Below are 23,396 nucleotides of genomic sequence, written 5' to 3'. Positions count from 1 at the left end.
GGGTTAATTCCGTTTGCGGGCGCTTGCCGCCTCACTATGCGATGGTTGTCGAACAGGGAGCCCGGATGTCCAACGATCCATACGAATTGCTCGGCCTCACGAAGGCCGCCACGGCTGACGACATAAAGAAGGCGTATCGGAAACTGGTGCGGACAAGCCACCCCGATCTGCATCCAGACGACGCAGGGGCCGAGGCGCGGTTCAAGTCGATCTCTGCCGCCTACGAGATCCTGAAAGATCCCGAGACCCGCGCACGATACGATGCGGGAGAGATCGACGGCCTCGGCGCAGAGCGCCCTCAGCGGCAGTACTATCGTGATTTCGCAGGTGCGGCGGACAACACTTACCAACAAGGGAGCGGGTTCGGCACGGATGCCGATCCAGCTGACATCTTCGCAGAAATTCTACGCAATCGTACGAGGTCGTCCGGTGCTGACTTTGCCGACCGTGGGTTTTCCGCCCACGGCCCAGATGTACGCTATACGCTCGAGGTGCCGTTTCTGGATGCTGCACGAGGCGCCGAGACCCGCATCACCTTGCCTGATGGCCAGAGCCTTGCGGTCAAGATCCCGCGAGGCACCGAAGACGGACAGACGCTGCGGCTGCGCGGCAAGGGCGCGCCCGGCATTGGTGGCGGTCCGGCAGGTGATGCGCTCATCACCGTTCTGGTGCGGCCCCATCCGGTGTTCCGTCGAGACGGCGACGACATTCTCCTGACTCTCCCGATCACCATTGACGAGGCCGTTATCGGCGGCAAGGTAACGGCACCGACCATCGACGGTCCCGTGGACCTGACGGTCCCTGCGGGAGCCAGTTCGGGCCGCGTCCTTCGTTTGCGGGGTCGCGGTGTCGCGCATACGGGGCGCAAGGCGAAAGGCGACCAATTGGTTGAACTGAAGATCGTCACACCGCCCGCCACAGATACGGCATTGCGCGATTTCCTCACGGAATGGCGAAAGACACATGCCTTCGACCCGAGGGCCGATCTGATGAAAGGGGCCGCGACATGACAGACCGGTTCTCCGAAGACGAGGTTGTCGCTACTGTGACGCGGCTGACCCGCAGCCAGCTTGTCCGCTTTGTCGAGGGTGAGTTCGTCAGGCCGCAGCGGGACGTAAACGGCTATGTTTTTCGCCGGGTTGACATCGCGCGCCTAGAGCTCTTGTGCGATCTGTCCCAGGACTTGGATCTGGATGAGACCGGTCTCGACATCGTGATTTCGCTCATCGACCAATTGCACGCCGCGCGACAAGATCTTGCAACGATGGGGCACGCGATAAATGATCTCCCGGCAGATCTGAAGGCCCAAGTCATGGCGGAAATGAAGCGGGTCTGAATGGCCTTGTTTGGCGTCCAGATGCACGCCGTGGCAGTGTGCCGGGAACAGGCGTTACTGAAATGTGCGCTGCAGGACGCCGCCGTAGCAACCTCGGGGGACCACCGGCACCGGGTCGAGGTGCAGGGCCGCCATCTGTCGCACACCATGGACCCCAGGTGCGGCGCGCCACTGATCACTTCGCTCGTCTCGGTGACCGTCGTGGCCCGGACCTGCGCCGAGGCGGATGCATGGGCTACGGCCCTGATGGTAAAAGGAAGCTTGGAGGGCGCGATATTGGCGCGTAAAAGTAAAGTGAGCGCTCTCTTCATTGATCGTGAGGGCGATCATCTTCGCGAAACGAGAGTGGGACGGCTATTCGAGACCCGTCCAGATCCCGAGCGCGTGAGTTGACGCCGGGACATGCACCAGATGACACCATTGTTTCATGATCGCCTGAACGTCGCCCTGCTGGGCCTGGCATTGCTTGGTCTCGTATCCGGCCTCGTCCTTTGGCTGGCGGGGCAGCCGGACCTTGCCGGGGTCGCGTGGGCGGCCGGCGTCGTTCCTGTCCTTTTGGCGCTTTGTATCGAGATCGTCCGAAGTCTTGGACAAGGCGAGGTCGGGCTGGACATCGTCGCGGCGCTGTCGATGTCGGCGGCGCTGCTATTCGGGGAAACCCTTGCGGCGGCGGTTGTCGCGCTGATGTATTCGGGCGGCACCTTCCTCGAGAGTTTCGCGCAGGGTCGCGCGCGGCGCGAGATGAGCGATCTTCTGTCCCGCGTGCCCCGGACCGCCACGCGGCATCGCAATGGCGCTCTGGATGAAGTCCCGCTCGAAGACATCGCGCCTGGCGATCTGCTGCTGATCCGGCAGGGCGACGTCGCCCCCGTGGACGGGACGGTCGAAAGCGCCGGCGCGATGCTCGACCGGTCCGCGCTGACCGGCGAGTCGATGCCCGCCCGGCTGGCGCGGGGACAGGACGTGATGAGCGGCTCGACCAACGCGGGCGAGGCCTTTGATCTGCGGGCCACACGGCGCGCTGCGGACAGCACTTATGCCGGGATCGTCCGGCTGGTCGAGGCGGCGCAGAAGTCCAAGGCGCCAATGGCGCGGCTGGCCGACCGCTATTCGCTGCTTTTCCTCGCCGTGACCGTCGCGCTGGCGACGGCCGCCTGGTGGTTTACGGGCGATCCGATCCGCGCAGTGGCGGTGCTGGTGGTGGCGACGCCGTGCCCGCTGATCCTCGCGGTTCCGGTGGCATTGGTCGCCGGCCTGTCGCGCGCAGCGCATTTCGGGGTGCTGATCAAGGGCGCGAAACCGCTCGAGGCGCTGGCCCGGATCAACACGCTGATCCTCGACAAGACCGGCACGCTGACGGACGGACGCCCGCAGATCGTGTCGATCGACATGCATGGCGACCTGTCCGAGGACGAACTTCTGTACTTCGCCGCGACGCTCGATCAGGCCTCGAAACACCCGATCGCACAGGCCATCGTCGGGGCGGCACAGGCGCGCGGAATTGCCTTGCCGATCCCCGCAAGCGTGGTCGAGACGCCCGGCGAAGGCGTTGCCGGGGCAATCGACGGACGCAAGGTCGTGGTGGGCGGCGCGGGTTTCGTCGCAACGCAGCTTGGCGTTGCCGACCCCGAAAGCACGGTGGTCGAGGCGGGATCGGTGGTCGTTTCCCTTGGCGTCGACGGGAAACTCGCCGGCCACATCGTGATGGCCGACGCGCTGCGCGCTGGCACGGGAGAACTGCTTTCACGGCTTCGACGTCTCGGCGTCGGCCGCATCCTGCTGGCGACAGGTGATCGCCGCGCCGTTGCCGAGGCCGTGACGGCGGGCCTTGGCCTCGATGCCGTGCGCGCCGATCTGACCCCCGACCAGAAGGTCCTGCTGGTCCTGACCGAGCGGAAGAACGGCCCGGTCATGATGGTGGGCGACGGTGTCAACGACGCGCCCGCGCTGGCTGCCGCAGACATCGGTGTCGCGATGGGCGCGCGTGGGGCGGCGGCTTCGGCCGAAGCGGCGGATGTCGTGCTGCTGGTCGATCACTTGGATCGCCTTCTGCCGGGTATCGAGATCGCGCAACGGTCCCGCCGCATCGCCGTTGAGAGCGTCGCTGCCGGGATTGGTCTCTCGGTCCTTGGCATGATCGCCGCGGCCTTCGGCTACCTGTCCCCGGTGCAGGGCGCGCTCCTGCAGGAATTGATCGACGTGGCGGTTATCCTCAATGCATTGCGAGCTCTCAGGATCGTGCCGGGTCACGTAGTTCAGATCGAAGGCAGCCCTGGCGATACGGCGGCTCGTCGCCCGCCCACGCCGACATTCACCGCAACATAGCCCGGAAGGCCCTTTTGAGATGAGCAGAATCTCCCATTCCGAAGTCCACATGGTTCATCGCATCGGCTGGCTACGTGCCGCTGTTCTTGGCGCGAACGATGGTCTCGTTTCCACAGCGAGCCTCGTCGTCGGGGTCGCTGCGGCAGGATCTGGGCGTCCAGAGATATTGATTGCGGGTCTTGCCGGGCTCGTCGCAGGGGCGATGTCGATGGCTGCTGGCGAATACGTCTCCGTCAGTTCACAGACCGATGCGGAGCAGGCCGACATCGCGCGCGAAACCCGGGAACTGAGGGAAACACCCGAGGCCGAGCTCGATGAGCTCACACGCATCTACGTTGCGCGCGGGCTTGACGATGGCCTCGCGCGCCAGGTCGCGATCCAGCTAACCGAGAAAGACGCACTTGGCGCGCATTCGCGTGACGAGCTTGGCATCTCGGAGACCGTGACCGCGCATCCGATTCAGGCGGCTCTGGTGTCAGCGGCGACCTTTGCGGTCGGCGCTGTCATACCGCTCATCATTGCTGCGCTGGTTCCTGCGGCCCAGATCACTCTCGTCGTCGCGGTCACTACTCTGATCGCGCTTTCAGTGCTGGGCGGACTCGGGGCATCGGTCGGCGGTGCGGGCATCGTGAAGGGAGCCGTTCGCGTCACGTTCTGGGGCGCGCTTGCCATGGCCGCGACCGCAGCGGTGGGTATGATCTTTGGTGTGACCGTAGGGTAGGCGACGGAAGTTCATGTCGCCGACCTTCTGGACGCTTTTGCGCAAACGCCCCGGCTGGCCAACGCGGTTTTGTGGGCCGCGTCCCGCGACGAGGCGATGGTGGTAGAGCATCTGGTGAATGTAGGATGCCGCGATGCGGCCGAACGCATGGCGCATTTCCTACTGGAGCTTGGCGACCGGCTTGCCTTTGTCGGATTGGGGAGCAAGGACGGCTATGCCTGTCCGCTGACGCAAAACCTTCTGGCTGACGCACTCGGGCTGAGTGCTGTCCATGTAAACCGGGTGCTCCGGCAGTTGCGCGAAGCAGGAATGGTCACGTTTCGGGACGGGTTTGTCGCGTTCGACGGCTATGACCAACTGGTCAAGTTCGCCCAGTTCGATCCGTCTTACATGGATCAGAAAGGGCCGCTTCTCCCTTGGCCAAACGCAGACGTCGCCGAACAGTCTGGATTCAGCCGCCAGTGATCCGCAAAGAGAGGTCTCAGTCGCGCCTGATGTGCGCGACTCTGAGATCGCAGATCGTCTAAGTCGCATTCTGGTCGCCAGCGAATGGTTTGGTTCCGTGACCGTCTCGGTGCGCGAGGGCATCGTCTTTCTGGACGGTCAGACCGAAACCGAAGAGCGGACGGATTGGGCACGTCAGTTGGCCCTTAGAACAGAGGGCGTTGTCGCGGTCGTCAACCGAATTGAGGTAAAGCCACAGATCAGCTGGGACCTGACTCCAACTTGGCGCGAGATCGAGAGGCTAGCCAATCGCGTTCAATGGTTTGCACCGCTTTCGGTCGTTTCATTGATTATACTTCTGTTCGCATGGATCTTGTCACGCGGCGTGGCTGCCCTGGCGCGTCATTCGCTACGCCGACGTATTGAATCACCACTGCTCCTTAGACTCGTGGCTCGGTCACTGTCGATACCCGTGATCTTGATCGGCATTTATCTTGTGCTGCAAGTCGCAGGCCTTACACGACTCGCCTTAACAGTCTTGGGTGGCACCGGGCTCATCGGCATCGTATTGGGCCTCGCCTTTCGAGAGATTGCTGAGAACTCTCTCGCCAGCATTCTTCTCAGCATCCGAAACCCCTTTCGGGCAGGCGACTGGATAGAAGTCGGCGAGCATCAGGGCATCGTTCAGAACCTCAACATGCGCACCACCGTCCTGCTTACGCTGGACGGAAACCATGTGCAGATCCCGAACGCGCTCGTTTTCAAGAGTATCATAAAGAACTTCTCCACCAATCCAAACCGGCGGTCAGAGTTCACAGTCGGCATTGGATACGAGGATTCTGTCTTGGAGGCACAGAATGTCATTATGGATGCGCTCCGCGCGCATCCTGCGGTGCTCGACGACCCCGAACCGGGCGCTCTGGTCGATGAGCTCGGTTCTTCGACGGTCAGCATTCGGGTGCAGTTCTGGTTCGACGGAAGATCGTATTCGATATTCAAGGTCCGATCGGCGCTTATGCGGCAGGTCAAGCGGGCGCTTCAGAACGCTGGCATCTCGATGCCCGACGAGGCTCGCGAGATCATCTTCCCGGAGGGTGTGCCCGTCCGACAAGTCTCGACCGAAGAACGCGACACCGAGGTTAAGCCGCAACGTCCCGCCCCCGGAAGGGGGGATGCCGTGGCGGCAACACCCGGTGAGGGTGACCTCCTTTCCGAAAGGGAGGAACTGGAGCGTCAGGCCGACGCCGCCGACCTGACCGACGCCGGTGAAAACCTGCTCCCCGCCGAGAAGAGGGATGCAAGGCGAAGCTAAGGTCCCCATGCATTGGAAAATACCCCGGACGGCATTGTCATGTGGGGACATATATGGACCCCGCCTGGTTGCAACGGTCGGGTCGGGTCTGGTTCGACGATCACGACGGCTGACGAATATCCAGTTTCTTTGAACTGCCCGATAGATTGTCGCCGCGAACCGCGCCGCCGCTCTCGCCGAGTGGCGCGGTCTCTGTGCTGAATAAGGGACAGCCATCCTGTCCTTGCCGAGACTGTTTAGAATTGGTCTGGCAGCACCGCCACCCACATTTATCTTGGCACTATCAAAGGAAACCAGCTTGAGGCGGGCAGGGCGGTTCCGTAGCGTCTGGGCATGACCAGACGATCGCCCTTTCACTACTTCAAGACGAGCCCCGAAAACATCCGCTTGGTGGTGATGTTGTACGTCCGGTTTCCGCTATCGCTCCAAAACGTCGAGGATTTGCTTCACGAACGTGGTATCGATGTGAGCCACGAAGCCGTCCGGTATTGGTGGCATCGGTTCGGGCCGATGTTTGCGTCGGAAATCCGGAAGCGGCGTATCGAGGGTCTTGTCAAAGGAGGTGGACTTGAGGTGGGGCAGGGGGGCCGTATAGCGTCCTGTCAACTCCCTGCCAACTCTTCAAAATTGCGAAAGGTTTACCGATGAAGACAAAGGCTGTCGTGACCACCGAGCTTGGCGGACCAGAGGTTCTCCAGCTCCAGGATGTCGACCTTGCATGGCCTGCCGGGGAAAACGATGTGCTCGTGGACCTGTATGCCGCAGGTCTCAACCCGGCTGACACGTTCTTTCGCCAGTTGGGGGGATATGTGACGAGCGATCAGCCGTTCGTCCTGGGCCACGATGGCATGGGCGTGGTGCGCGACGTCGGCCCGGCGGTGACCTCGATCGAGGTTGGCGACCGGGTTGCATTCTGCAATGGCGGGCTTGGCGGCACGATGGGCACCTATGCCGAGGCCACGGTGCTGCCTGACTGGCAATTGGCCCGCGTGCCGGATGAAGTGGACGATCTGACAGCTGCGGCATTGCCGCTTGTCGCCATCACGTGCTGGGAGGCGCTTTACGATCGCGCCAACCTGCAGGCAGGCGAGCATGTTCTGATCCACGGCGGCGCTGGCGGGACGGGGCATGTGGCCATCCAGCTGGCGCGATTGCGGGGGGGCAAGGTCGCCACCACCGTCAGTTCGCCCGAGAAGGCGCAGATCGTGTCGGACCTTGGCGCCGAGCTGGCGGTCAATTACCGCGAAGAGGATGTCGTGGCGGCAGTTCGGTCATGGTCGGGGGGTGTTGACGTCGCGCTGGACAACGCAGGCCCCGAGGTTCTGCAACAGACATACAAGGTAATGGCACCTTATGGACGCATCGTGACGCTGATGGGCACGCCCGGGGATGACGACGAGCTGAGCGCCTACAACCAGAACCTGACGATCCATAACGTCATGATGCTGACCCCGATCTGGCATGGGCTGGAAGACCGGCTGGGTGCACAGGCCGAGATCGTGCGTCAGGCGCTCGCGCTGGTGGCCTCGGGTGACCTGACCATCCGCCATGCCGCGACATTCGCCCTGGCCGAGGCGGGTAAGGCGCAGGCCATGCTGGAGAGCGGCGCCGCGATCGGCAAGGTGACGCTCCGCATCAGAGAGTGAAGTGGCGTCGTCGACAGGAAGCCGCTTGAGCAGGGCGGGGCCGCCGCTGGTATCACTACCTGCGTAAGCCCGTCCTGCATTAAGTTAGGGTCCTTCGGAACTGCCCTATTTTCCCTTCCAAACCGGGTCGCGCCTTTCGGAAAAGGCGCGGGCGCCTTCAAGTTGATCTTCGGAGCGATAAAGGGTCTCGACAGTGGCGAACTGACTCTTCGTGATGCGATTCATGGCGTCCTGGAAGTTCATGTCCTCCGCCTCGCGAACGATCTCCTTGATCGCTGCGTAAACAAGTGGCGGGCCGGAGGCGAGCAATTCGGCGAGCTTGTGCGCCTCGGACATGAGATCCGCCGCTGGATAGACGTGGTTGACCATTCCCCAGCGGGCGGCTTCCTCGACGTCGATCCAACGGCCCGTGAACAGCATCTCCATTGCGATGTGATACGGGATGCGCTTGGGTAGTTTGACGGTCGCCGCATCCGCCACGGTTCCCGACTTGATCTCGGGAAGGGCGAACGTCGCATGGTCGGCGGCAAGGATGATGTCGGCCGACAGCGCCAGTTCCAACCCGCCGCCGCAGCAAATCCCGTTGACCGCCGCGATCACCGGCTTGTTCAGGCCGCGCAGTTCTTGCAACCCGCCGAAGCCGCCCTTGCCGTAATCGCCGTCAACCGCGTCTCCGTCGGCGGCGGCCTTGAGATCCCATCCCGGGCAGAAGAACTTCTCGCCCGCGCCGGTGACGATTGCCACGCGCATGTCGGAGTCGTCACGGAACTCTGTGAAGACCTCGCCCATGATCCGGCTCGTCGCGAGGTCGATGGCGTTGGCCTTGGGGCGATCCAGCGTGACCTCGAGGATATGCCCGGTGCGGCGCGTCTTGACAGGGGCATCAGTCATGGTTTTCTCCAGTGATTATTAGCGCGTCGGCAGCGACAGCACCATCGGTGCAGCAAAGAAGCGGGTTAATCTCGATTTCTTCAGGGTGGGTTGCCGCGACGAAGGACTGTACGGCCATCACGACATCGACGATCGCGCCCTTGTGTACAGCGGGAGCGCCCCGATAGCCGTCGAGAAGTTTGGCCAGTTTCATTTTGTTCAAGGCCGCCCGGATGTCCTCAGGCGTGCTGGGCAGCAGAAGATTCACCCGGTCCTCGAGAAGTTCGGTCAAGGTGCCTCCGGCCGCCAGCGTCAAGACATAGCCATGCGCCGGATCGCGGACGACCCCGACAAGCAGTTCGGCGACAGTGTCGGTGATCATTTCTTCGACAAGAAATTGGTCGGTCGGCATGGCTTCGGCGGCTTCGCGCACGGCTTGCGCAGATCCGAGGGCCAGCGCAACCGCACCTGCCTCGGTCTTGTGCGCGATCCCTTCGCCCTTGAGGACAACTGGAAAGCCCAACGTCATGGCGGCGGAGGCGGCGGCGTCGGAGCCCGCCACGCGCTCAGCTCTGGGGATGCGCACGCCGAAGGCGGCGAGGGCGGTCTTCGCCTCGGCCTCGGTCAATGTGCGCGCGCCGGTGCGGTTCCGCGGCAATAGCAGCGCTTCGGGCGCGGGTCGCGACCGCCCGATCCGGGCCGCGACGTCGATCGCCTCGATCGCCTCGGTCATGCCCGAGAGAGGCACGATGCCAAGGCGGACCAGCTCCTGTGCCACACTCTCAGGCATCGCTTCTCCGAGGGAGCTCAGGATTGCCATCGGCCGCCCCGTGGCTGCCTGCGTTCCCGCAACTGCATTTATCACGGGCTGCCAGGCTTCGGCAGAGCACCGGTCGGCGCGCGGGAAATCGAGAACCACGATGCCGAGCGCGAGATCCTCGGTCATCATCGCGCTGAAGGTGCGTTCCAGCGCGGCCCCGTCATTCCAGATATAGGTGTGGTAATCTAGGGGGTTGGACAAGGCGACTTTGGCCCCCAGGGCCGCCCGCAACCCGGTTTCCTGGGCATCGCTGAGAGGGGGAAAGGACAGGCCCGAGCCATGGGCCATGTCTGCAATCAGGCTGGCTTCGCCCCCGGAGCACGACAGCGAGGCGATGCGGCCAGAAGACAGTGCACCAGTCACATGCAGCAGTTTCAAGGTTTCCAACAGGCCGGAGAGCGACGTCACCCGCCCGATGCCCAAACGCGCAAGCAGGGCGTGCGCCCCGGCGTCGCTGCCGGCAAGCGACGCAGTGTGCGAGATAGTGGCGGCGCGGGCCTGTTCCGATTTTCCGGTCTTCAGCGCTGTAATGGGTTTCCCGAGTTCGCGGGCCGTGGCCGCCATTTCCTCGAACCCGCGAAGATCGTCGATCCCTTCGATATGCAAGCCGAGCGCGGTCACGCGCGGATCCTGCAGCAGCGCCACACCGATTTCGGACAGGCCGGTCTGCGCCTGATTGCCCACCGTGATCACATAGGCGATCGGCAGGCCGCGTTCCTGCATCGTCAAATTGATCGCGATGTTGGAGGATTGCGTGATCACCGCGACGCCGGTCTCGACCGCCTCGCCGCCATGCTGATCGGGCCAGAGTGCGACTCCGTCAAGGTAGTTCAACAGCCCATAACAATTGGGACCGATGATCTTCATGCCATCCGCGGCGGCCAGAAGTTCGGCCTGTTTGACCGCGCCGTCGCCGGTCTCTTCCTGTGACTCGCGAAACCCCGAGGCAAAACAAATCGCGCCACCTGCGCCACGCGCTGACAGTCGGGCGACGGCGTCGATCGTGGCATCGCGGTTGACGCCGATGAAGGCGGCGTCAGGGGCCGCTGGCAGGCTGTCGACATCGGCAAAGGCCGCGACACCCGCTACTGTGTCGCGGCTCGGATGTACCGGCCAGATCTCGCCCGTGAAGCCTATCTTTTGACATTGCTCGATGACATTGGCGCACCAGGCTCCGCCGCCGATCACGGCGATGGTCCTCGGCCGCAGAAGGCGATCCAGTCCTCGCATCAGGCCCCCAGAGGACGCAGAAGGTCTCGGCTGATGATGTGGCGCTGGATCTCGCTGGTCCCGTCCCAGATCCGCTCCACCCGGGCATCGCGCCAAAACCGCTCGATAGGAAAGTCGTCCATCAGACCCATACCCCCGTATATCTGCAGCGTCGTATCTGTGACCCGGGCCAGCATTTCCGTCGCGTAGAGCTTGGCCGAGGCGATCTCGCGGTTCGACGGCAGATCCTGGTCCAGACGCCAGGCGGCCGACAGGGTGAGCCAATCTGCGGCGTCGATCTCGGTGATCATGTCGGCAACCTGGAAGCTCACGCCCTGGAATTTCCCGATCGCCTGGCCGAATTGTTTGCGTTCCGCCGAATAGGCAAGCGCATAGTCAAAACACCGGCGCGCGCGGCCCACGGAGAAGGCGGCGACGGTCAGGCGGGTGGCGTAGAGCCACTCGTTCATCACGTCAAAGCCGCCATCGACCGCGCCAAGTACCTGTGCGTCGGGCAGGCGGCAATTGTCAAAATAGAGAATGCAGTTCTTGTAGCCGCGATGACTCACGGAGCGATACCCCTCGCGCACCTCGAAGCCCGGCGTTCCACGATCCACGAGGAAGCTGGTGATCCGTTTCTTCGGCCCTTTCGGCGTTTCGTCGACGCCGGTGGCGACGAAGACGATAAAGAAATCCGCATGCTCGGCGCCCGAGATGAAGTGCTTGGAGCCATTGATCACCCAATCCCCGCCGTCACGCACCGCCTGGCATTTCATGCCTCGCACATCCGAACCCGCGTCCGGTTCGGTCATCGCAAGTGCGTCCATCCGTTCGCCGCGCACCGCCGGAAGCAGATAGCGGTCGCGCTGCTCATCCTTGCACGCCATCAGGATGTTCTGCGGTCGCCCGAAGAAATGCGTTAGGGCCATAGAGCCGCGACCAAGCTCTCGCTCGACCAGCGTGAAGTCGAGGTGCGACAGCCCAGCCCCGCCGACCTCCTCGGGAAAGTTACAGGCGTAGAAGCCGAGTTCGATGGTCTTCCGCTTGATCTCCTGCCCGAGTTCTTCGGGAACTTCTCCAGTTCGTTCGACCTCGGCCTCGTAGGGATAAATCTCTTTCTCCACGAAACTACGGACGGTCGAGACGATCATCTGTTGTTCGTCCGTCAAACCAAATTGCATGTCGGTCACCTCGAGCAAGGAGTGTCTGGTGTTTCCCTCTCCATATTCGCTTTGACATGCGGTGGTTTGCAGGAATAGACAAAAATGATGCGAAAATGGCGAATTTCGAGAGAAGAAACCGAAGAGGTTGCCGTTCTCCTGTTTCCAAGGTTTTCGAACCATTGCTTGGCGAACGCGATCGAGCCGCTGCGGGCCGCGAACGACCTTTCGTCGAAAAAGATATATCGCTGGCAGTTCGTGACCCTGGATGGCGCGGGGGTGACGTCGTCGAGCGGCCTGCCGGTTGTGCCCGAGTGTCGTTTGAGCGATCATCCGGGGGGCGATTACCTGTTCGTAATGCCAAGCTACGGCGTGCGCGATCAGGCGGGATACAGGAACCTCAGGGGGATCAGAGGCGCAGCACGCCGGTTTCGCAACATCGTCGGGATGGACACCGGCAGTTGGCTCTTGGCCGCCGCAGGTATGCTGGACGGGTCCCGCGCGACGATCCACCATGACGAAATGACCTCTTTCTCGGAGACCTTCGAAGACGTCGATGCAGTTTCCGAGCGCTTTGTCGTCGACGGAAACCTGATGACATGCGGCGGCGCGATGTCGGCTTTCGATCTGGTTCTGAATCTCATAGGCCGTACCCACGGGGAAATTCTGCGCCTTGAGGTCGCGTCCTTGTTGCTGTTCTCCAATTCCGGCGAGCCGCCGGGTCTGCTATACAAGACCAAGGGGTCGCTGTTTGTGGACTCCTGCGTTGCGCTGATGTCGGCAAATCTCGAGACGCCGCTGCCCATCGCTGACCTGGCAAGGCAGGCGGGGACCACCCAACGACAACTGAACCGCGAATTCCAGGCCCAATTGGGCGCGAGTCCGAAAACGGTCTACAAGAGGCTTAGGTTGATGTCGGCCCGGCGCTATGCGGAACAGTCCGGCTACTCGGTGGCGGAAATCGCCCTGCGCTGCGGATATCAGAACCCGGCCGCCATGACGCGTGCATTCGTCGAAGAGTTTGGCGCGCCACCGACGACCTTTCGGCAAACGAACTGAAGCGGAGATGATAGTGACATGAACCTCCCGCGTTGTTCATCCTGGAATTCGGCCTTTCGGGACGCTTTTCGGGACGGGGGCGGGGCCACCAAGGCCAGCGTCAGAATACTCTAGAACCGCGTTCTTCGCCGCCTGGCGTCAGGTGGGGTGTCGTGCAGCGCGGCGCAGGGTGAATCCGGCTGTTTAAGCAACGGGGTGCTAACAGATTAGGAATTTGCTATATAACCGCCAAACCGTCAGACATCGGAAACGGAAAGCGGGAAACACCATGATCGGAACTAAGGATGCCAGATCGACAATTCGTCACGAAATCTCGGTCGGCCGCGCGAACACGCCGCGCTTTGCCTGGCCAACGGTGCTGCTCGCGCTCGGGTGCCTGACGGCCTTCGCCGCCTCGGTGGCCATGGCCATGACCGGCGCGATTTCATATCCGCTGGCAGCAACGATCAACACGGTTGTGATCTATGCCATCTACACGGTCCTGCACGAAGCGGTGCATATGAACATCAGTGCCATGCGCAAGGATCGGCAATGGGTGGACCGGCTCCTGGGTAGCCTTGCGGGCGTCTTGCTGTGGCAGTTCTATGATCACCACCGCGCGGACCATCTGGTGCATCACCGCATCACCAACCACGACGACGACCCGGATATTTCCTCGCGGGCGGGGTTTCTGGACTATGTTTTCGTTCGACTTCCGGTCGTGCTTGGGAATTATTTCAACCCGATCCTGCTCTATCGACGCTGTGAAGAACTGCAGATGTCGCGGGCCGCGGAACGGCGCAGCATGGCAGGGTTCGCATTCAACACCGCGCTGGTCGTCACCGTGATTGCGCTGGGTTACGGGTATGAGCTTCTGACGCTCTGGCTGGTGCCCTGGTATATCGGGAACAGTGTCATGCTGATAATGTTCACATGGTCGCCGCACCACGATCACCATGAAACCGGACGGTACCGCAACACGCGGATCGTTGAGATGCCCGGTGGCAATGCGCTTCTGCTGGGGCAGGGGTATCACCTGATCCATCACATGATGCCCGGAATCCCCTGGTACCGTTACAAGAAAACCTTCGAAGAACTGCGCCCGACACTGAAAGAAAACGACGTGCGCATTGAAGGCATACTGCCGAACCCGGAACCACGCGGGACGCACCCGGCCGCATAGCGACGGCTTGGCCGGAGGGCGCCCGAGATGTCCCTGTCCACGCCGACTGGAGTGAACAGGACATGCGTGGGCGCCCGTACCCTCAGCGCGCCTGCTCGATCGCTTCCGAAATGAGGCTTTCGATCTCGCCGACATCCGCCTGCCGCGGGTTTGTCGCGGCCGCCGGATCGGCCTTCGCCTTGCGCGCAAGTTCTTCGATCCGGTCCGGTCCCACGCCGAGCTCCGCCAGGTTCTTGGGGATGTCGAGATCATCGAGAATGGCGCAGACGGCGGCGTAGAACCCGTCGAAGTCCCGGCTTTGCAGTCCGAGCGCGTCGGACATGGCCGGAATGCGGTTCTCGATCTCGGGCCGATTGAAGCGCAACACGGTGGGTAAAACCACCGCATTGGTCAACCCGTGCTGCGTGTCATAAAGAGCACCCACCATGTGGCTGATGGCATGCACCATGCCCAGGCCCTTGAGAAACGAAACCCCGGCCAGGCAGCTGCCGGCTAGCATAGCCATGCGCGCCTCCAGGTTCTCCGGTTGGTCGACCGCCTGCCGGATCGATCCGTTTATCAGTTGCAACGCCTGAAGCGCGGCTCCGTCACACATCGGATGAAACATGTCCACGCAATAGGCTTCGATCGCATGGGTCAGCGCGTCGCAGCCCGTCCAGGCTGTCAAAGTGCGTGGCAGGCCGACCGATAGTTCGGGATCGAGAATGGCCAGCGCCGGGCGGTGATCGGGATGCCAGACGCATCCCTTGATTCCGCGGCTGGTGTCTGTGATCATCCCGGTGCTCTCGGTTTCAGCGCCGGTGCCGGCGGTGGTCGGCACGCAAATCAACGGTGCAAAACCGTGCGCCTCGGGCGGCGTCACGTCGAAGTCGAAAGCCCACAATGGTGTGTCACGTCCGGCGATCAGGCTGATCGCCTTTGCCGCATCCATGGCCGATCCCCCGCCGATGGCGATTACACCATCATGGTTCCCGGCGTCGTAGACCGCCTTGCCCGCCTGGGCATTCTGACCAGTGGGATTGGGATTGACATCGCTGAACAGCTGCGGGCGAAGCCCCTTCGCCGCCAAAACCTCCTGCAACCGCCCTATAAAAGGCAGGTCACGCGACCCCCGGTCGGTCACGATGAGTGGCGCGGTGATGCCGGTTTTCTGGCAGAAGGCGCCGACATCCGCCAGCCTGCCGGGGCCGAGAAAGATTGGGATCGGAAAGGTCCAGTCAACCGGGGATAGTATGTTCAAGTGGTTCTCCTTCTCTGGCTGGATGCGCTAGGCGCGCAAGACCGGCCTGTGTCTCAGCGCTTGGGCGCATTCTTGCAGCCAGCGGCCGAAACAAAGCTGTCTGTATCGGTTATCCGCCGCCCGCCGGCCAAGTATTCATCAATGATTTCAATCATTTTCTCCTGCCCGAAAGATACGAAATGCCCAGCATGAATGGCTGAAACGGGCAGTTCTTTCAACCGCCGGAGCGACTCTTCCAACTGCGCCGGATCAGAGTGATACAGGTTGTCGAGCAAGTCATCGTCATAGATCACGTCACCGCTGAACAGGAGGCCGGTTTCACGCTCGTACAACGCGATGGAGCCGGGCGAGTGACCGGGCAAATGCAATATTCGAAACACGCGATCGCCCAGATCGAAAACGTCTCCCTCGTCGACGAGGCGGGTCAGCGGCGCGGATCTGACCGCAAACTGAGTATGGTCAAATCCCTCATAGGGCAGGGCCGAAAAGGTCTCCGCGCGCACGTATCCAATATCCGCGACCGTGTTATGCGCGTTTGGGGCGGCGATGATCGCGGCCTCCAATGGGTGTCCTGCGCGGTCCTCGAATTGGTGAAGCCCGCCAGAATGGTCGAAATGCATATGCGTTGCCACCCCGATTGCCGGGCGCGCCTCGGCAAGCCCCGAGATCGCCTCGGACAAGGGGCGCAGTCCCATGCCCGTGTCGATGACCAGATCGCGGTCGCGCCCCCTGACATGCCAGATATTGCAGCGTAGCCACGGTGCGACATGGCGCTCACGAACCAGGGTGACCCCATCCCCCACCGAAGTGGTTTCATACCAATTCCCTGCCGTACTGACCTGCATCGGCCCTCCTAGCTGAACGCACCCGGTCCCGCATGCCGCAGCGCCACCACGGTTCCACCGCGACTTCTGGGCGGTTTGGAGCGGATTGTTGTCATTGAATGTGTTCCACCTTAGAACAAGACTTAACCAATGGGGAAGTAGAGGACAGAATATGTTTAAATCCACTCTGAAACTGACCGCGGCACTTTGCATTGGCGCCTTCGCCAGCAGCGCACAGGCCGAGGCGATCCGGATTCCCGTCAACTCTTGGACAGGGCAGAACACATCGGCGCACATCGCTGGCCAGCTGCTCGAGAAGCTCGACTACGAGGTCGAGTATGTCACCGCTGGCGCCGTGCCGCAGCTGGCGGCGATGGCGCAGGGTACTCTGCATTTTCAGCCCGAGTTCTGGGACAACAATGTCGGTGACATTTATCCCAAGGCCATTGCCGAGGGCGACATTGCCCTGATCGGCCCGCTAGGCATCGAGTCGCGCGAAGGGTGGATTTACCCGCCTTACATGGAAGAGCAGTGCCCGGGCTTGCCCAGCTATGAGGCGCTCTATGATTGCGCACAGGCCTTCGCCGTGGCCGACACCTTTCCGGACGGTCGGCTGATTACTTATCCGGCCGACTGGGGGACGCGCTCTCGCGATCTAGTCAAGAACCTCGATCTGCCGTTCCAGGCGGTCGCCGGCGGTAGTGAGGGCGCTATGGTCGCCGAATTGCGCAGTGCAATCGCAGCGAAGCAACCCATTCTGATGATGTTCTGGGCACCGCACTGGCTGTTTGCCGAGTATGATTTCAACTGGATCGACTTCGACGAGACCGAGGGGGTCTGCGACGAGGCCAACCAGTCGCGCGGAAGCGCCTGCGGCTTTGTCCAGGCCAACGTCGGCAAACTGGTGACTCGCGACTTCAAAGAGACTTGGCCCGGCGCCTATGCCTTTGCCGAGGCGTTCCAGATGGACAACGCGTCGCAGAACAAGATGATCTTGAAGGTCGATCAACAGGGCATGTCGGTTGAAGAAGTCGCTGCCGGCTGGATCGCCGAAAACGAAACGATCTGGACGCCGTGGATCGAAGCGGCCAAAGCCGCGCAGAAATAACCGGCGCCTCTGCCGGGTCTCGGGGGGCTTTCGCTGCCCCCCGAGTTTCAATTGCACCACTTAGGCTGAAGGCGCCCGGTTTCTTTAGGCTGGGGCACCACGATGCCGCCCCACCCATCACGGATGAAACATGCCCGAAGACGACACACAGCCCTCCGGATCCGGCCCCTCCCCCGAGCTGGAACCGAAGCTTCAGTGCCGAAATCTCTGGAAAGTTTACGGCGCACAGCCGGAAAGCTGGTTCCGGGATCCGAAGGCGCTTAACGACCCGGCGGCACTGGCCTCCCGGATGCGTGAGAAGAACCTGATCCCGGCGGCGGTCGATGTCAATTTTGACGTCGCGCAGGGTGAGATTTTCGTCATTATGGGGCTGTCGGGTTCTGGGAAGTCAACGGTTCTGCGCTGTCTTTCGCGGCTGGTCGAACCCACCTTTGGCGAGGTGCTGCTCGACGGCGAGGATCTGCTGCGCAAATCCGCGCGCGAGTTGATCGAGATCCGGCGACATAAGATGGGCATGGTCTTTCAGAACTTTGGCCTGATGCCGCATCTCAACGTGATCGAGAACGTCACCTTTCCATTGACCCTTCAGGGCATGCCCGAGAAGGAACGTCGCAAGCGGGTCGAAAACGTCATATCTCTTGTGGGTCTCGAAGGTCGCGAGGATAGCTATCCGCATCAATTGTCCGGCGGTCAGCAACAACGTGTGGGTATCGCGCGCTCTCTTGCCGTAGAACCCGAACTGTGGCTTCTGGACGAGCCTTTTTCCGCGCTCGACCCCATGATCCGCCGACAGATGCAGGACGAATTCCTGCATATTCAAAGCACACTAAAGAAATCCATCATTTTCATTACGCACGACTTCCTCGAGGCGCTGCGTATCGCCGACCGCATCATGCTGATGCGTGACGGTATGGTCGTTCAGATCGGCCGCCCCGTTGATCTGATCACCAACCCCGCCGATTCCTATGTTGCGGAGTTCACGCGCGACGTGCCACTGGTGCGCGTCATGACGGCGGCCGATGCGCTCGCCCCCGGCGCCACGCAGCAGCCATCGGCCGGACAGCCGGAGGTCGCGGCAACCGCGACGCTGGAGGATCTGCTGCCACAGCTGGCCGGCCGATACGACGCGCTGGCCGTGCGCAAAGGCGACCGCATCATTGGACAGGTCACACCCGAAAGCCTGATTGATGCGCTGGCCAAACGCACGGCGGCTCATGGCGCAGCCATGGACGAGGACGGCAGCGAAACCGCGAAAGATTCAGCATGAAAGGGATCCGTCAGCTGGCTTCGGGCGGTCCTGCATGGGGTGCTCTGATCGCGGCGACGCTTGTGCTGCTCGTGCTGCGCGAGGCTGCGCCCTGGATGATCCGCTTCCCCGAGGGCTGGACGGTCCCGCTCACGCCGTGGCTGAACTCCGGGATGAACTGGGTTATCAGCGTCTTTGGAACCTATTTCCAGGCGTTTTCCGATCTGCTTTCTGTGCTCATGCGCTGGATTCGAGATGGCATCAACAGTCTGCCCTGGGCCGTTATCGTTTCCCTCGTGGTCTTCGTGGCCTACGTGGTGTCGGGCTGGCGTCTTGCCATTTTTTCGTTCGCGGCGATGTTCTACATGGTCCTCATCGGGTTTTGGACCGAGGCAATGAATTCGCTCGCGCTGGTCGCACTTTCCGTGCCATTGGCCGTCGTCATCGGTTTCTTTACGGGCACGCTCGGGTTCGCCAATGACCGGGCCGATCGCATCATACGCCCCACGATGGACATGATGCAGACCATCCCGGCCTTCGCCTATCTGCTGCCGATCCTGCTGCTGTTCGGGTTCGGTCCCGTGGTTGGACTGATTGCCAGCCTGCTCTACGCGGTGCCCCCAATGGTGCGCAACACCACGCTTGGTCTGCGCAACGTCGACGCAGAGATCATCGAGGCTGGACGAATGGCCGGGGCAACCAATAGCCAGCTTTTCTGGCGTGTCCGAGTGCCCAGCGCCATGCGCCAGATCCTGCTTGGCGTGAACCAGACCACGATGGCCGCGTTTTCAATGGTTATCATCGCATCGATCATCGGCGGCACGGCCGATATCGGCTGGGAGGTGCTCAAGTCCATACGCCGGGCGCTGTTCGGCGAAAGCCTGCTGTTGGGGCTGGTCATCGCATTGATGGCGATGGTGATGGACCGGCTCACCGCGCAGATTGCCGCCCGCGATACGAGTGGGCCGGAGGGTCTGGTTGGTGGCGCCAGGCCAAGGACGCTGTGGCTCTCTGCGCTGGTCCTCGCGGTTGCTGTGGCGGCGTTGGCTCAGGTGCTGCCGTTCCTCAGGGAATACCCCGCCGCATGGGAGTTCTACCCGGCTGATCAACTCAATGCCGGGATCGAATATGTCGTCACGGAGTTCGCCGCGACCATCAACTACATCAAACAGGTGGCTTTCTTCTTCGTGATGCTGCCGGTGAAAGTGGGGTTCGAGCAAACGATAACGCCGTTCTCCTGGGGGTTTGCTTTCACAGACACGCTCAAGACAGGGTATGGCGTCTTGGTGCTCGCGCTGGCGGCGCTGTCCTGGTGGCGCGGAAGCTGGCGCAGGGCGGCCCTTGTTATGTTCTTCGGCATTATGCTTTTCGTCGGGATCTCGGGCATGCCCTGGCCCACGCTGATCGCCATGGCAACCCTGCTGGCCTATCAGACCGGGGGGCGGCGGCTCGCGCTGGGCATGGCCGCCGGCCTTGGCTTTCTTCTGCTTGCGGGCGTTTGGGAAGAGGCGATGCTGTCGCTTTACCTATGCGGTCTGGCTGTGCTGATCTGCCTTCTGGTCGGGGGGGCGTTGGGAATCTTGGCGGCAGAGTCTGATGCCGTCTCCGTCGCCCTGCGCCCGTTCAACGACGCCCTTCAGACCATGCCGCTCTTCGTGATCCTCATTCCCTTCGTGATGATCTTCAAGATCGGCGAATTCACCGCCCTTCTCGCCATCATCGCCTATGCGATCGTGCCCTCGATCCGATATACGGAACACGGTATTCGCAGCGTCTCCAAGGAGGTGATCGAAGCGGCCACCGCAAGCGGTTGCACGCCTTGGCAGCTTCTGTGGCGGGTCAAGCTGCCGCTCGCCGCGCCGGTTATCCTGCTCGGGCTGAACCAGACGATCATGTATGCCATCGCCATGCTCGTGATCGCCGCGCTTGTGGGCACCAGTGATCTGGGACAACGGGTTTACATCGGATTGGGCGATGGAGATTTCGGCGTGGGCATCGTCGCCGGCGTGGGCATGGCGATCATTGCCATGCTGGCCGACCGCATGACCCAGGCCATGGGCGGCGACCGGATGTAACGCCCACTCAGGAAAGGCTGCAATGCTGTCTCCAGAAGAATACAGTCGTCACGACGCCGTTGGCTTGGCCGCGCTTGTGCGCGCCGGTGAGGTCTCTGCCGCCGAAGTGACCGACACCGCCCTGACGCGAATCGATCGGTTGAACCCAGCGATCAACGCCGTCATCCAGCGCGATGATGCGCAGGCCCGCGCGGCGGCCAGCGAGGCACCCGGAAATGCGCCGCTGGCCGGCATCCCCTTTCTGGCCAAGGACATCAACGTCGAGGTGCGCGGCTGGCCGCTGACCAATGCCTGCCGATTTTTCGCCGACGCGCCGAAGGCCGAAACCGACAGCGATCTTGCGCGACGCTGGCGCGAGGCTGGACTCGTCGTGGTTGGGCGCAGCAATACGCCCGAATTCGCGACCGATTTCGCCTGCGAGCCGGAGCTTTATGGGCCGACGCTCAACCCCTGGGACACAACGCGCACGCCCGGAGGCTCGAGCGGAGGGGCTGCGGCGGCGGTCGCGGCCGGGCTCGTGCCCATCGCCCACGCCTCCGACTCCGGCGGTTCCATCCGCGTGCCCGCCGGATGCTGCGGCGTTTTCGGGTTCAAACCGTCCGCCGGGCGGGTGGCCACGGGGTCTGCGCTGGGCCCGCTGGTCGGCGGGCTCAACTGCGATCACGTGGTGAGCCGAACCGTGCGCGATTCCGCGGCCATGCTCGACGCCACGGCCGCGCCGGAGCAGGGCATGCCCTGTCCGCTCTCGCCGCCTCCTGAAAGTGGCTACCTTGCGGCCATCAACCGGCCGCCACCGCCCCTGCGTATCGGTTTGTGCGCGAGTGCCCCGTCGGGGCAATTGCCGACCGATGGCATCGCGGAAATCCTGACCAAGACCGGCCGCCTCCTTGAAACCCTCGGACATGCGATCACGCCCTTCGACTGGCCCGCGGACACCGACCCCAGTGAGCCCGCAACACCGCTATGGGCCTCGGACATTGCATTGCTCGTCGATATGCGCACTCAGGTCCTGGGCCGCCCGCCGCAGGACAATGAGCTTGGCCCGCTGGTGCGCTTTGCGCTGGATCAGGCGGCACAACTGACCATGACAGAGGCCGCTCGCCTGCGCGTCAAACGCTGGGATATCCGCCGCCGATTGGCGCGGGCCCTGAGCCCCTTCGATATCATCCTCACGCCTGTAACCGCCGGAGCGGCGATCCCCTCGGGGCTGCTGGGCGAGGCGGCCCTGCGCAGCGTACCGGAATGGACCGAACGGGCCGGTGCCTTCGCGCCCTATACCGAGATCTACAACCTGACCGGACAGCCCGCCATGTCTGTGCCCCTTTATCATGGCGCCGATGGATTGCCGGTGGGGATGCAGTTTGCCGCGCAGGTGGGGCAAGATGCGCTTTTGTTGCGCCTCGCCCGCCAGTTGGAGCAGACCGCGCCCTGGGGGCAGCGGCGCCCGCTGATCGCCGATTGATCCGATCCCCGGAGCACACCCGGTGAAAGCGCCTCAATCATTCTGAACACAAGGCCAGAGTCCCGTGACGAAACATCCCCTGATTGCACTGTGGTGCCACCCAAGGTCCATGTCCACGGCTATGGAGCGCGTGATGCGCGCCCGCGGCGACGTGAGATGTTTTCATGAACCCTTCATGTATTACTATTATTTGGGTGAAGGCCGTGGCCGCTTTCCCCATTTTGAACCGCAGGAGGGACACCCGCGAACCTATTCTGCGATCAAGGCAATGCTGTATGAAGCGGCAGAGGCGGGGCCGGTCTTTTTCAAGGATATGAGCTATTACGTCATGCCCGATGCGCTGACGGACGATGACCTGGTGGATCGGGTGATCAACGTGTTCCTCGTGCGTGACCCGCGGCGGTCGATCGCGTCCTACTACAAGTTGGACCCCGAGATGAGCCTCACCGAAATCGGGCTGGAGGCGCAGTACCAGCACGCGGCGCATATCGCCGACCGTAAGGGCGCCTGGCCGCTCGTACTAGAGGCCGAACGCGTGCAGGCCGCCCCGCAGGAAAGCGCCGATGCGTTGTTCGCCGCCTGCGGCCTTCCGCCTGCTCCGCATGCCCTCGACCTGAAGGACGTCATCCCGAATGAGTGGAAGGGCGTGGAGAACTGGCACCGCGCGGCCCTGTCGAATGACCGCATTCGCAGCGCCGAGACCCTGCCGGACGCCGATGAAGTGTTCGAAGCCGCGGCCCGCAACGCCCCCCACCTGCGGGCGATGCTTGCCCATCACTGGCCGTTCTACGAGAAGCTGTGCGCCCGCGCCCTCCCGTAGGCTGTTGACTGGCGGTGTCAGTAGAAACTGGCTTGAGGTGGGCAGGGCGGTTCCGGAGCGTCTGGACACGACCAGACGCTTCGGTGCGGGCCGATGTTCGCAGCCGAAATCCGAAAGCGGCGGATCGAGGGCATGCGATCGAGCCGCTGGCGTTGGCATCTCGCCGAGTGGCGCGGTCTCTGTGCTGAATAAGGGACAGCTATCCTGCCCTGGCCGTGACTGGTTCGCATTCGTCTGGCAGCACCGTTCTATGAACAGTCCAATGAGTTCGATAATGTCGCCTGAAGGCGAATATGCTCCGGAACGAAGTGCATGGCGTTCACCACGCTGCCCGTCAGGTTCATCACAGGTTTGTGTCCCTCCAGGAGAGGTCTGCAGTTTGACATTGTCCATTACGAAACCGCAGGGGTCAGCACCGTCACATCAGGGCCTCACCCAGGCCGAAGCCGAGGCCCGGCTTGCTGCCGAGGGCATTGTCAAAACAAACCAGCTTGAGGCGGGCAGGGCGGTTTCGTAGCGTCTGGACATGACCAGAAGATCGCCCTTTCGCTACTTCA

The 23,396-nt window shown here is 62.4% G+C and carries 19 protein-coding genes and 3 pseudogenes; 17 read left to right on the top strand and 5 right to left on the bottom strand.

All coding sequences use genetic code 11. The features are described from left to right. Positions 1-65: 65 nt before the first annotated feature. The 9 genes and pseudogenes from E1832_RS03235 to E1832_RS03195 all read left to right on the top strand — a co-directional run bounded on the left by E1832_RS03235 (position 66) and on the right by E1832_RS03195 (position 7,784). Positions 66-1,010, top strand: coding sequence for a DnaJ C-terminal domain-containing protein (locus E1832_RS03235; protein WP_133358298.1), 945 nt, complete (start codon positions 66-68; stop codon positions 1,008-1,010). Beyond that, positions 1,007-1,336 carry a chaperone modulator CbpM gene (locus E1832_RS03230; RefSeq protein WP_133358297.1) on the top strand — a complete coding sequence of 110 codons (330 nt, stop codon included), beginning with the start codon at positions 1,007-1,009 and terminating at the stop codon, positions 1,334-1,336. The genes E1832_RS03235 and E1832_RS03230 overlap by 4 nt, the downstream gene beginning before the upstream one ends. Further along, complete coding sequence (locus E1832_RS03225; RefSeq protein WP_133358296.1) at positions 1,337-1,729, top strand: FAD:protein FMN transferase; 393 nt, start codon at positions 1,337-1,339, stop codon at positions 1,727-1,729. It abuts the gene before it with no gap. 9 nt (positions 1,730-1,738) lie between these two features. Then, entirely contained in the window at positions 1,739-3,661 is a 1,923-nt protein-coding gene (locus E1832_RS03220; protein WP_133358295.1) for a heavy metal translocating P-type ATPase, read from the top strand. A 19-nt stretch (positions 3,662-3,680) separates the two neighbouring features. Continuing rightward, the gene (locus E1832_RS03215; protein WP_133358294.1) at positions 3,681-4,382 is read left to right on the top strand and encodes a VIT1/CCC1 transporter family protein; all 702 of its coding nucleotides are present in this window, start codon (positions 3,681-3,683) and stop codon (positions 4,380-4,382) included. Then, positions 4,383-4,847 (top strand): annotated as a pseudogene (locus tag E1832_RS03210) (Crp/Fnr family transcriptional regulator); the annotation flags it as partial. Beyond that, positions 4,732-6,138 (top strand): mechanosensitive ion channel family protein, encoded by a 1,407-nt coding sequence (locus tag E1832_RS03205; protein ID WP_133358293.1) that lies wholly within the window; start codon positions 4,732-4,734, stop codon positions 6,136-6,138. The pseudogene E1832_RS03210 and the gene E1832_RS03205, both read left to right, overlap by 116 nt. Positions 6,139-6,471: 333 nt before the next feature. Beyond that, a pseudogene (locus E1832_RS22850) lies at positions 6,472-6,690 on the top strand (IS6 family transposase); the annotation flags it as partial. A 188-nt stretch (positions 6,691-6,878) separates the two neighbouring features. Continuing rightward, the gene (locus E1832_RS03195) at positions 6,879-7,784 is read left to right on the top strand and encodes a zinc-binding dehydrogenase (protein ID WP_206020989.1); all 906 of its coding nucleotides are present in this window, start codon (positions 6,879-6,881) and stop codon (positions 7,782-7,784) included. Between the two features lie 105 nt (positions 7,785-7,889). On the opposite strand, the gene E1832_RS03190 is transcribed toward E1832_RS03195, so the two are convergent. The 3 genes from E1832_RS03190 to E1832_RS03180 are packed head-to-tail and all read right to left on the bottom strand — an operon-like array spanning position 7,890 to position 11,864. After that, positions 7,890-8,675, bottom strand: coding sequence for a carnitinyl-CoA dehydratase (locus tag E1832_RS03190; protein WP_133358291.1), 786 nt, complete (start codon positions 8,673-8,675; stop codon positions 7,890-7,892). After that, complete coding sequence (locus E1832_RS03185) at positions 8,668-10,704, bottom strand: acetate--CoA ligase family protein (RefSeq protein WP_206020988.1); 2,037 nt, start codon at positions 10,702-10,704, stop codon at positions 8,668-8,670. The genes E1832_RS03190 and E1832_RS03185 overlap by 8 nt, the downstream gene beginning before the upstream one ends. Then, positions 10,704-11,864, bottom strand: a complete 1,161-nt coding sequence (locus E1832_RS03180; RefSeq protein WP_133358320.1) for an acyl-CoA dehydrogenase family protein — start codon at positions 11,862-11,864, stop codon at positions 10,704-10,706. Before E1832_RS03180 ends, E1832_RS03185 begins: the two co-directional genes overlap by 1 nt. A 165-nt stretch (positions 11,865-12,029) precedes the next feature. On the opposite strand from E1832_RS03180, the gene E1832_RS03175 reads away from it, so the two are divergent. Continuing rightward, positions 12,030-12,902 carry a GlxA family transcriptional regulator gene (locus E1832_RS03175; RefSeq protein WP_245513787.1) on the top strand — a complete coding sequence of 291 codons (873 nt, stop codon included), beginning with the start codon at positions 12,030-12,032 and terminating at the stop codon, positions 12,900-12,902. 268 nt (positions 12,903-13,170) lie between these two features. Beyond that, positions 13,171-14,064, top strand: coding sequence for a fatty acid desaturase family protein (locus E1832_RS03170; protein ID WP_133358290.1), 894 nt, complete (start codon positions 13,171-13,173; stop codon positions 14,062-14,064). A gap of 82 nt (positions 14,065-14,146) precedes the next feature. On the opposite strand, the gene E1832_RS03165 is transcribed toward E1832_RS03170, so the two are convergent. Together E1832_RS03165 and E1832_RS03160 are read right to left on the bottom strand one after the other, a co-directional pair. After that, positions 14,147-15,304, bottom strand: coding sequence for an iron-containing alcohol dehydrogenase (locus E1832_RS03165; RefSeq protein WP_133358289.1), 1,158 nt, complete (start codon positions 15,302-15,304; stop codon positions 14,147-14,149). Positions 15,305-15,357: 53 nt separating this feature from the next. Continuing rightward, the gene (locus tag E1832_RS03160) at positions 15,358-16,149 is read right to left on the bottom strand and encodes an MBL fold metallo-hydrolase (protein WP_133358288.1); all 792 of its coding nucleotides are present in this window, start codon (positions 16,147-16,149) and stop codon (positions 15,358-15,360) included. Between the two features lie 151 nt (positions 16,150-16,300). On the opposite strand from E1832_RS03160, the gene E1832_RS03155 reads away from it, so the two are divergent. The 6 genes and pseudogenes from E1832_RS03155 to E1832_RS23245 form a co-directional block, all read left to right on the top strand. Further along, positions 16,301-17,236 carry an ABC transporter substrate-binding protein gene (locus E1832_RS03155; RefSeq protein WP_133358287.1) on the top strand — a complete coding sequence of 312 codons (936 nt, stop codon included), beginning with the start codon at positions 16,301-16,303 and terminating at the stop codon, positions 17,234-17,236. Between the two features lie 130 nt (positions 17,237-17,366). Then, a complete protein-coding gene (locus E1832_RS03150) occupies positions 17,367-18,503 on the top strand; it encodes a quaternary amine ABC transporter ATP-binding protein (RefSeq protein ID WP_133358286.1) in 1,137 nt (378 codons plus the stop codon). Next, positions 18,500-20,557: an ABC transporter permease gene (locus E1832_RS03145; RefSeq protein ID WP_133358285.1), complete on the top strand. Its 2,058-nt coding sequence runs from the start codon at positions 18,500-18,502 to the stop codon at positions 20,555-20,557. The genes E1832_RS03150 and E1832_RS03145 overlap by 4 nt, the downstream gene beginning before the upstream one ends. A gap of 22 nt (positions 20,558-20,579) precedes the next feature. Next, a complete protein-coding gene (locus E1832_RS03140; RefSeq protein ID WP_133358284.1) occupies positions 20,580-22,019 on the top strand; it encodes an amidase in 1,440 nt (479 codons plus the stop codon). Between the two features lie 64 nt (positions 22,020-22,083). Next, positions 22,084-22,839 carry a sulfotransferase-like domain-containing protein gene (locus E1832_RS03135; RefSeq protein WP_280960198.1) on the top strand — a complete coding sequence of 252 codons (756 nt, stop codon included), beginning with the start codon at positions 22,084-22,086 and terminating at the stop codon, positions 22,837-22,839. An 81-nt stretch (positions 22,840-22,920) separates the two neighbouring features. Continuing rightward, a pseudogene (locus E1832_RS23245) lies at positions 22,921-23,007 on the top strand (IS6 family transposase); the annotation flags it as partial. Between the last annotated feature and the right edge of the window lie 389 nt (positions 23,008-23,396).

It is taken from the genome of Antarcticimicrobium luteum, assembly GCF_004358185.1.
Lineage (GTDB): Bacteria > Pseudomonadota > Alphaproteobacteria > Rhodobacterales > Rhodobacteraceae > Antarcticimicrobium > Antarcticimicrobium luteum.
Note: the sequence above shows the minus strand (reverse complement) of the source record. Positions and strands in the feature narration are given on the sequence as shown.

Coding starts and splice junctions, on each gene's coding strand:
- E1832_RS03235 (WP_133358298.1), top strand. CDS start 66: ATGTCCAACGATCCATACGAATTGCTCGGCCTCACGAAGGCCGCCACG.
- E1832_RS03230 (WP_133358297.1), top strand. CDS start 1,007: ATGACAGACCGGTTCTCCGAAGACGAGGTTGTCGCTACTGTGACGCGG.
- E1832_RS03225 (WP_133358296.1), top strand. CDS start 1,337: ATGGCCTTGTTTGGCGTCCAGATGCACGCCGTGGCAGTGTGCCGGGAA.
- E1832_RS03220 (WP_133358295.1), top strand. CDS start 1,739: ATGCACCAGATGACACCATTGTTTCATGATCGCCTGAACGTCGCCCTG.
- E1832_RS03215 (WP_133358294.1), top strand. CDS start 3,681: ATGAGCAGAATCTCCCATTCCGAAGTCCACATGGTTCATCGCATCGGC.
- E1832_RS03205 (WP_133358293.1), top strand. CDS start 4,732: ATGACCAACTGGTCAAGTTCGCCCAGTTCGATCCGTCTTACATGGATC.
- E1832_RS03190 (WP_133358291.1), bottom strand. CDS start 8,675: ATGACTGATGCCCCTGTCAAGACGCGCCGCACCGGGCATATCCTCGAG.
- E1832_RS03185 (WP_206020988.1), bottom strand. CDS start 10,704: ATGCGAGGACTGGATCGCCTTCTGCGGCCGAGGACCATCGCCGTGATC.
- E1832_RS03180 (WP_133358320.1), bottom strand. CDS start 11,864: ATGCAATTTGGTTTGACGGACGAACAACAGATGATCGTCTCGACCGTC.
- E1832_RS03170 (WP_133358290.1), top strand. CDS start 13,171: ATGATCGGAACTAAGGATGCCAGATCGACAATTCGTCACGAAATCTCG.
- E1832_RS03160 (WP_133358288.1), bottom strand. CDS start 16,149: ATGCAGGTCAGTACGGCAGGGAATTGGTATGAAACCACTTCGGTGGGG.
- E1832_RS03155 (WP_133358287.1), top strand. CDS start 16,301: ATGTTTAAATCCACTCTGAAACTGACCGCGGCACTTTGCATTGGCGCC.
- E1832_RS03150 (WP_133358286.1), top strand. CDS start 17,367: ATGCCCGAAGACGACACACAGCCCTCCGGATCCGGCCCCTCCCCCGAG.
- E1832_RS03145 (WP_133358285.1), top strand. CDS start 18,500: ATGAAAGGGATCCGTCAGCTGGCTTCGGGCGGTCCTGCATGGGGTGCT.
- E1832_RS03140 (WP_133358284.1), top strand. CDS start 20,580: ATGCTGTCTCCAGAAGAATACAGTCGTCACGACGCCGTTGGCTTGGCC.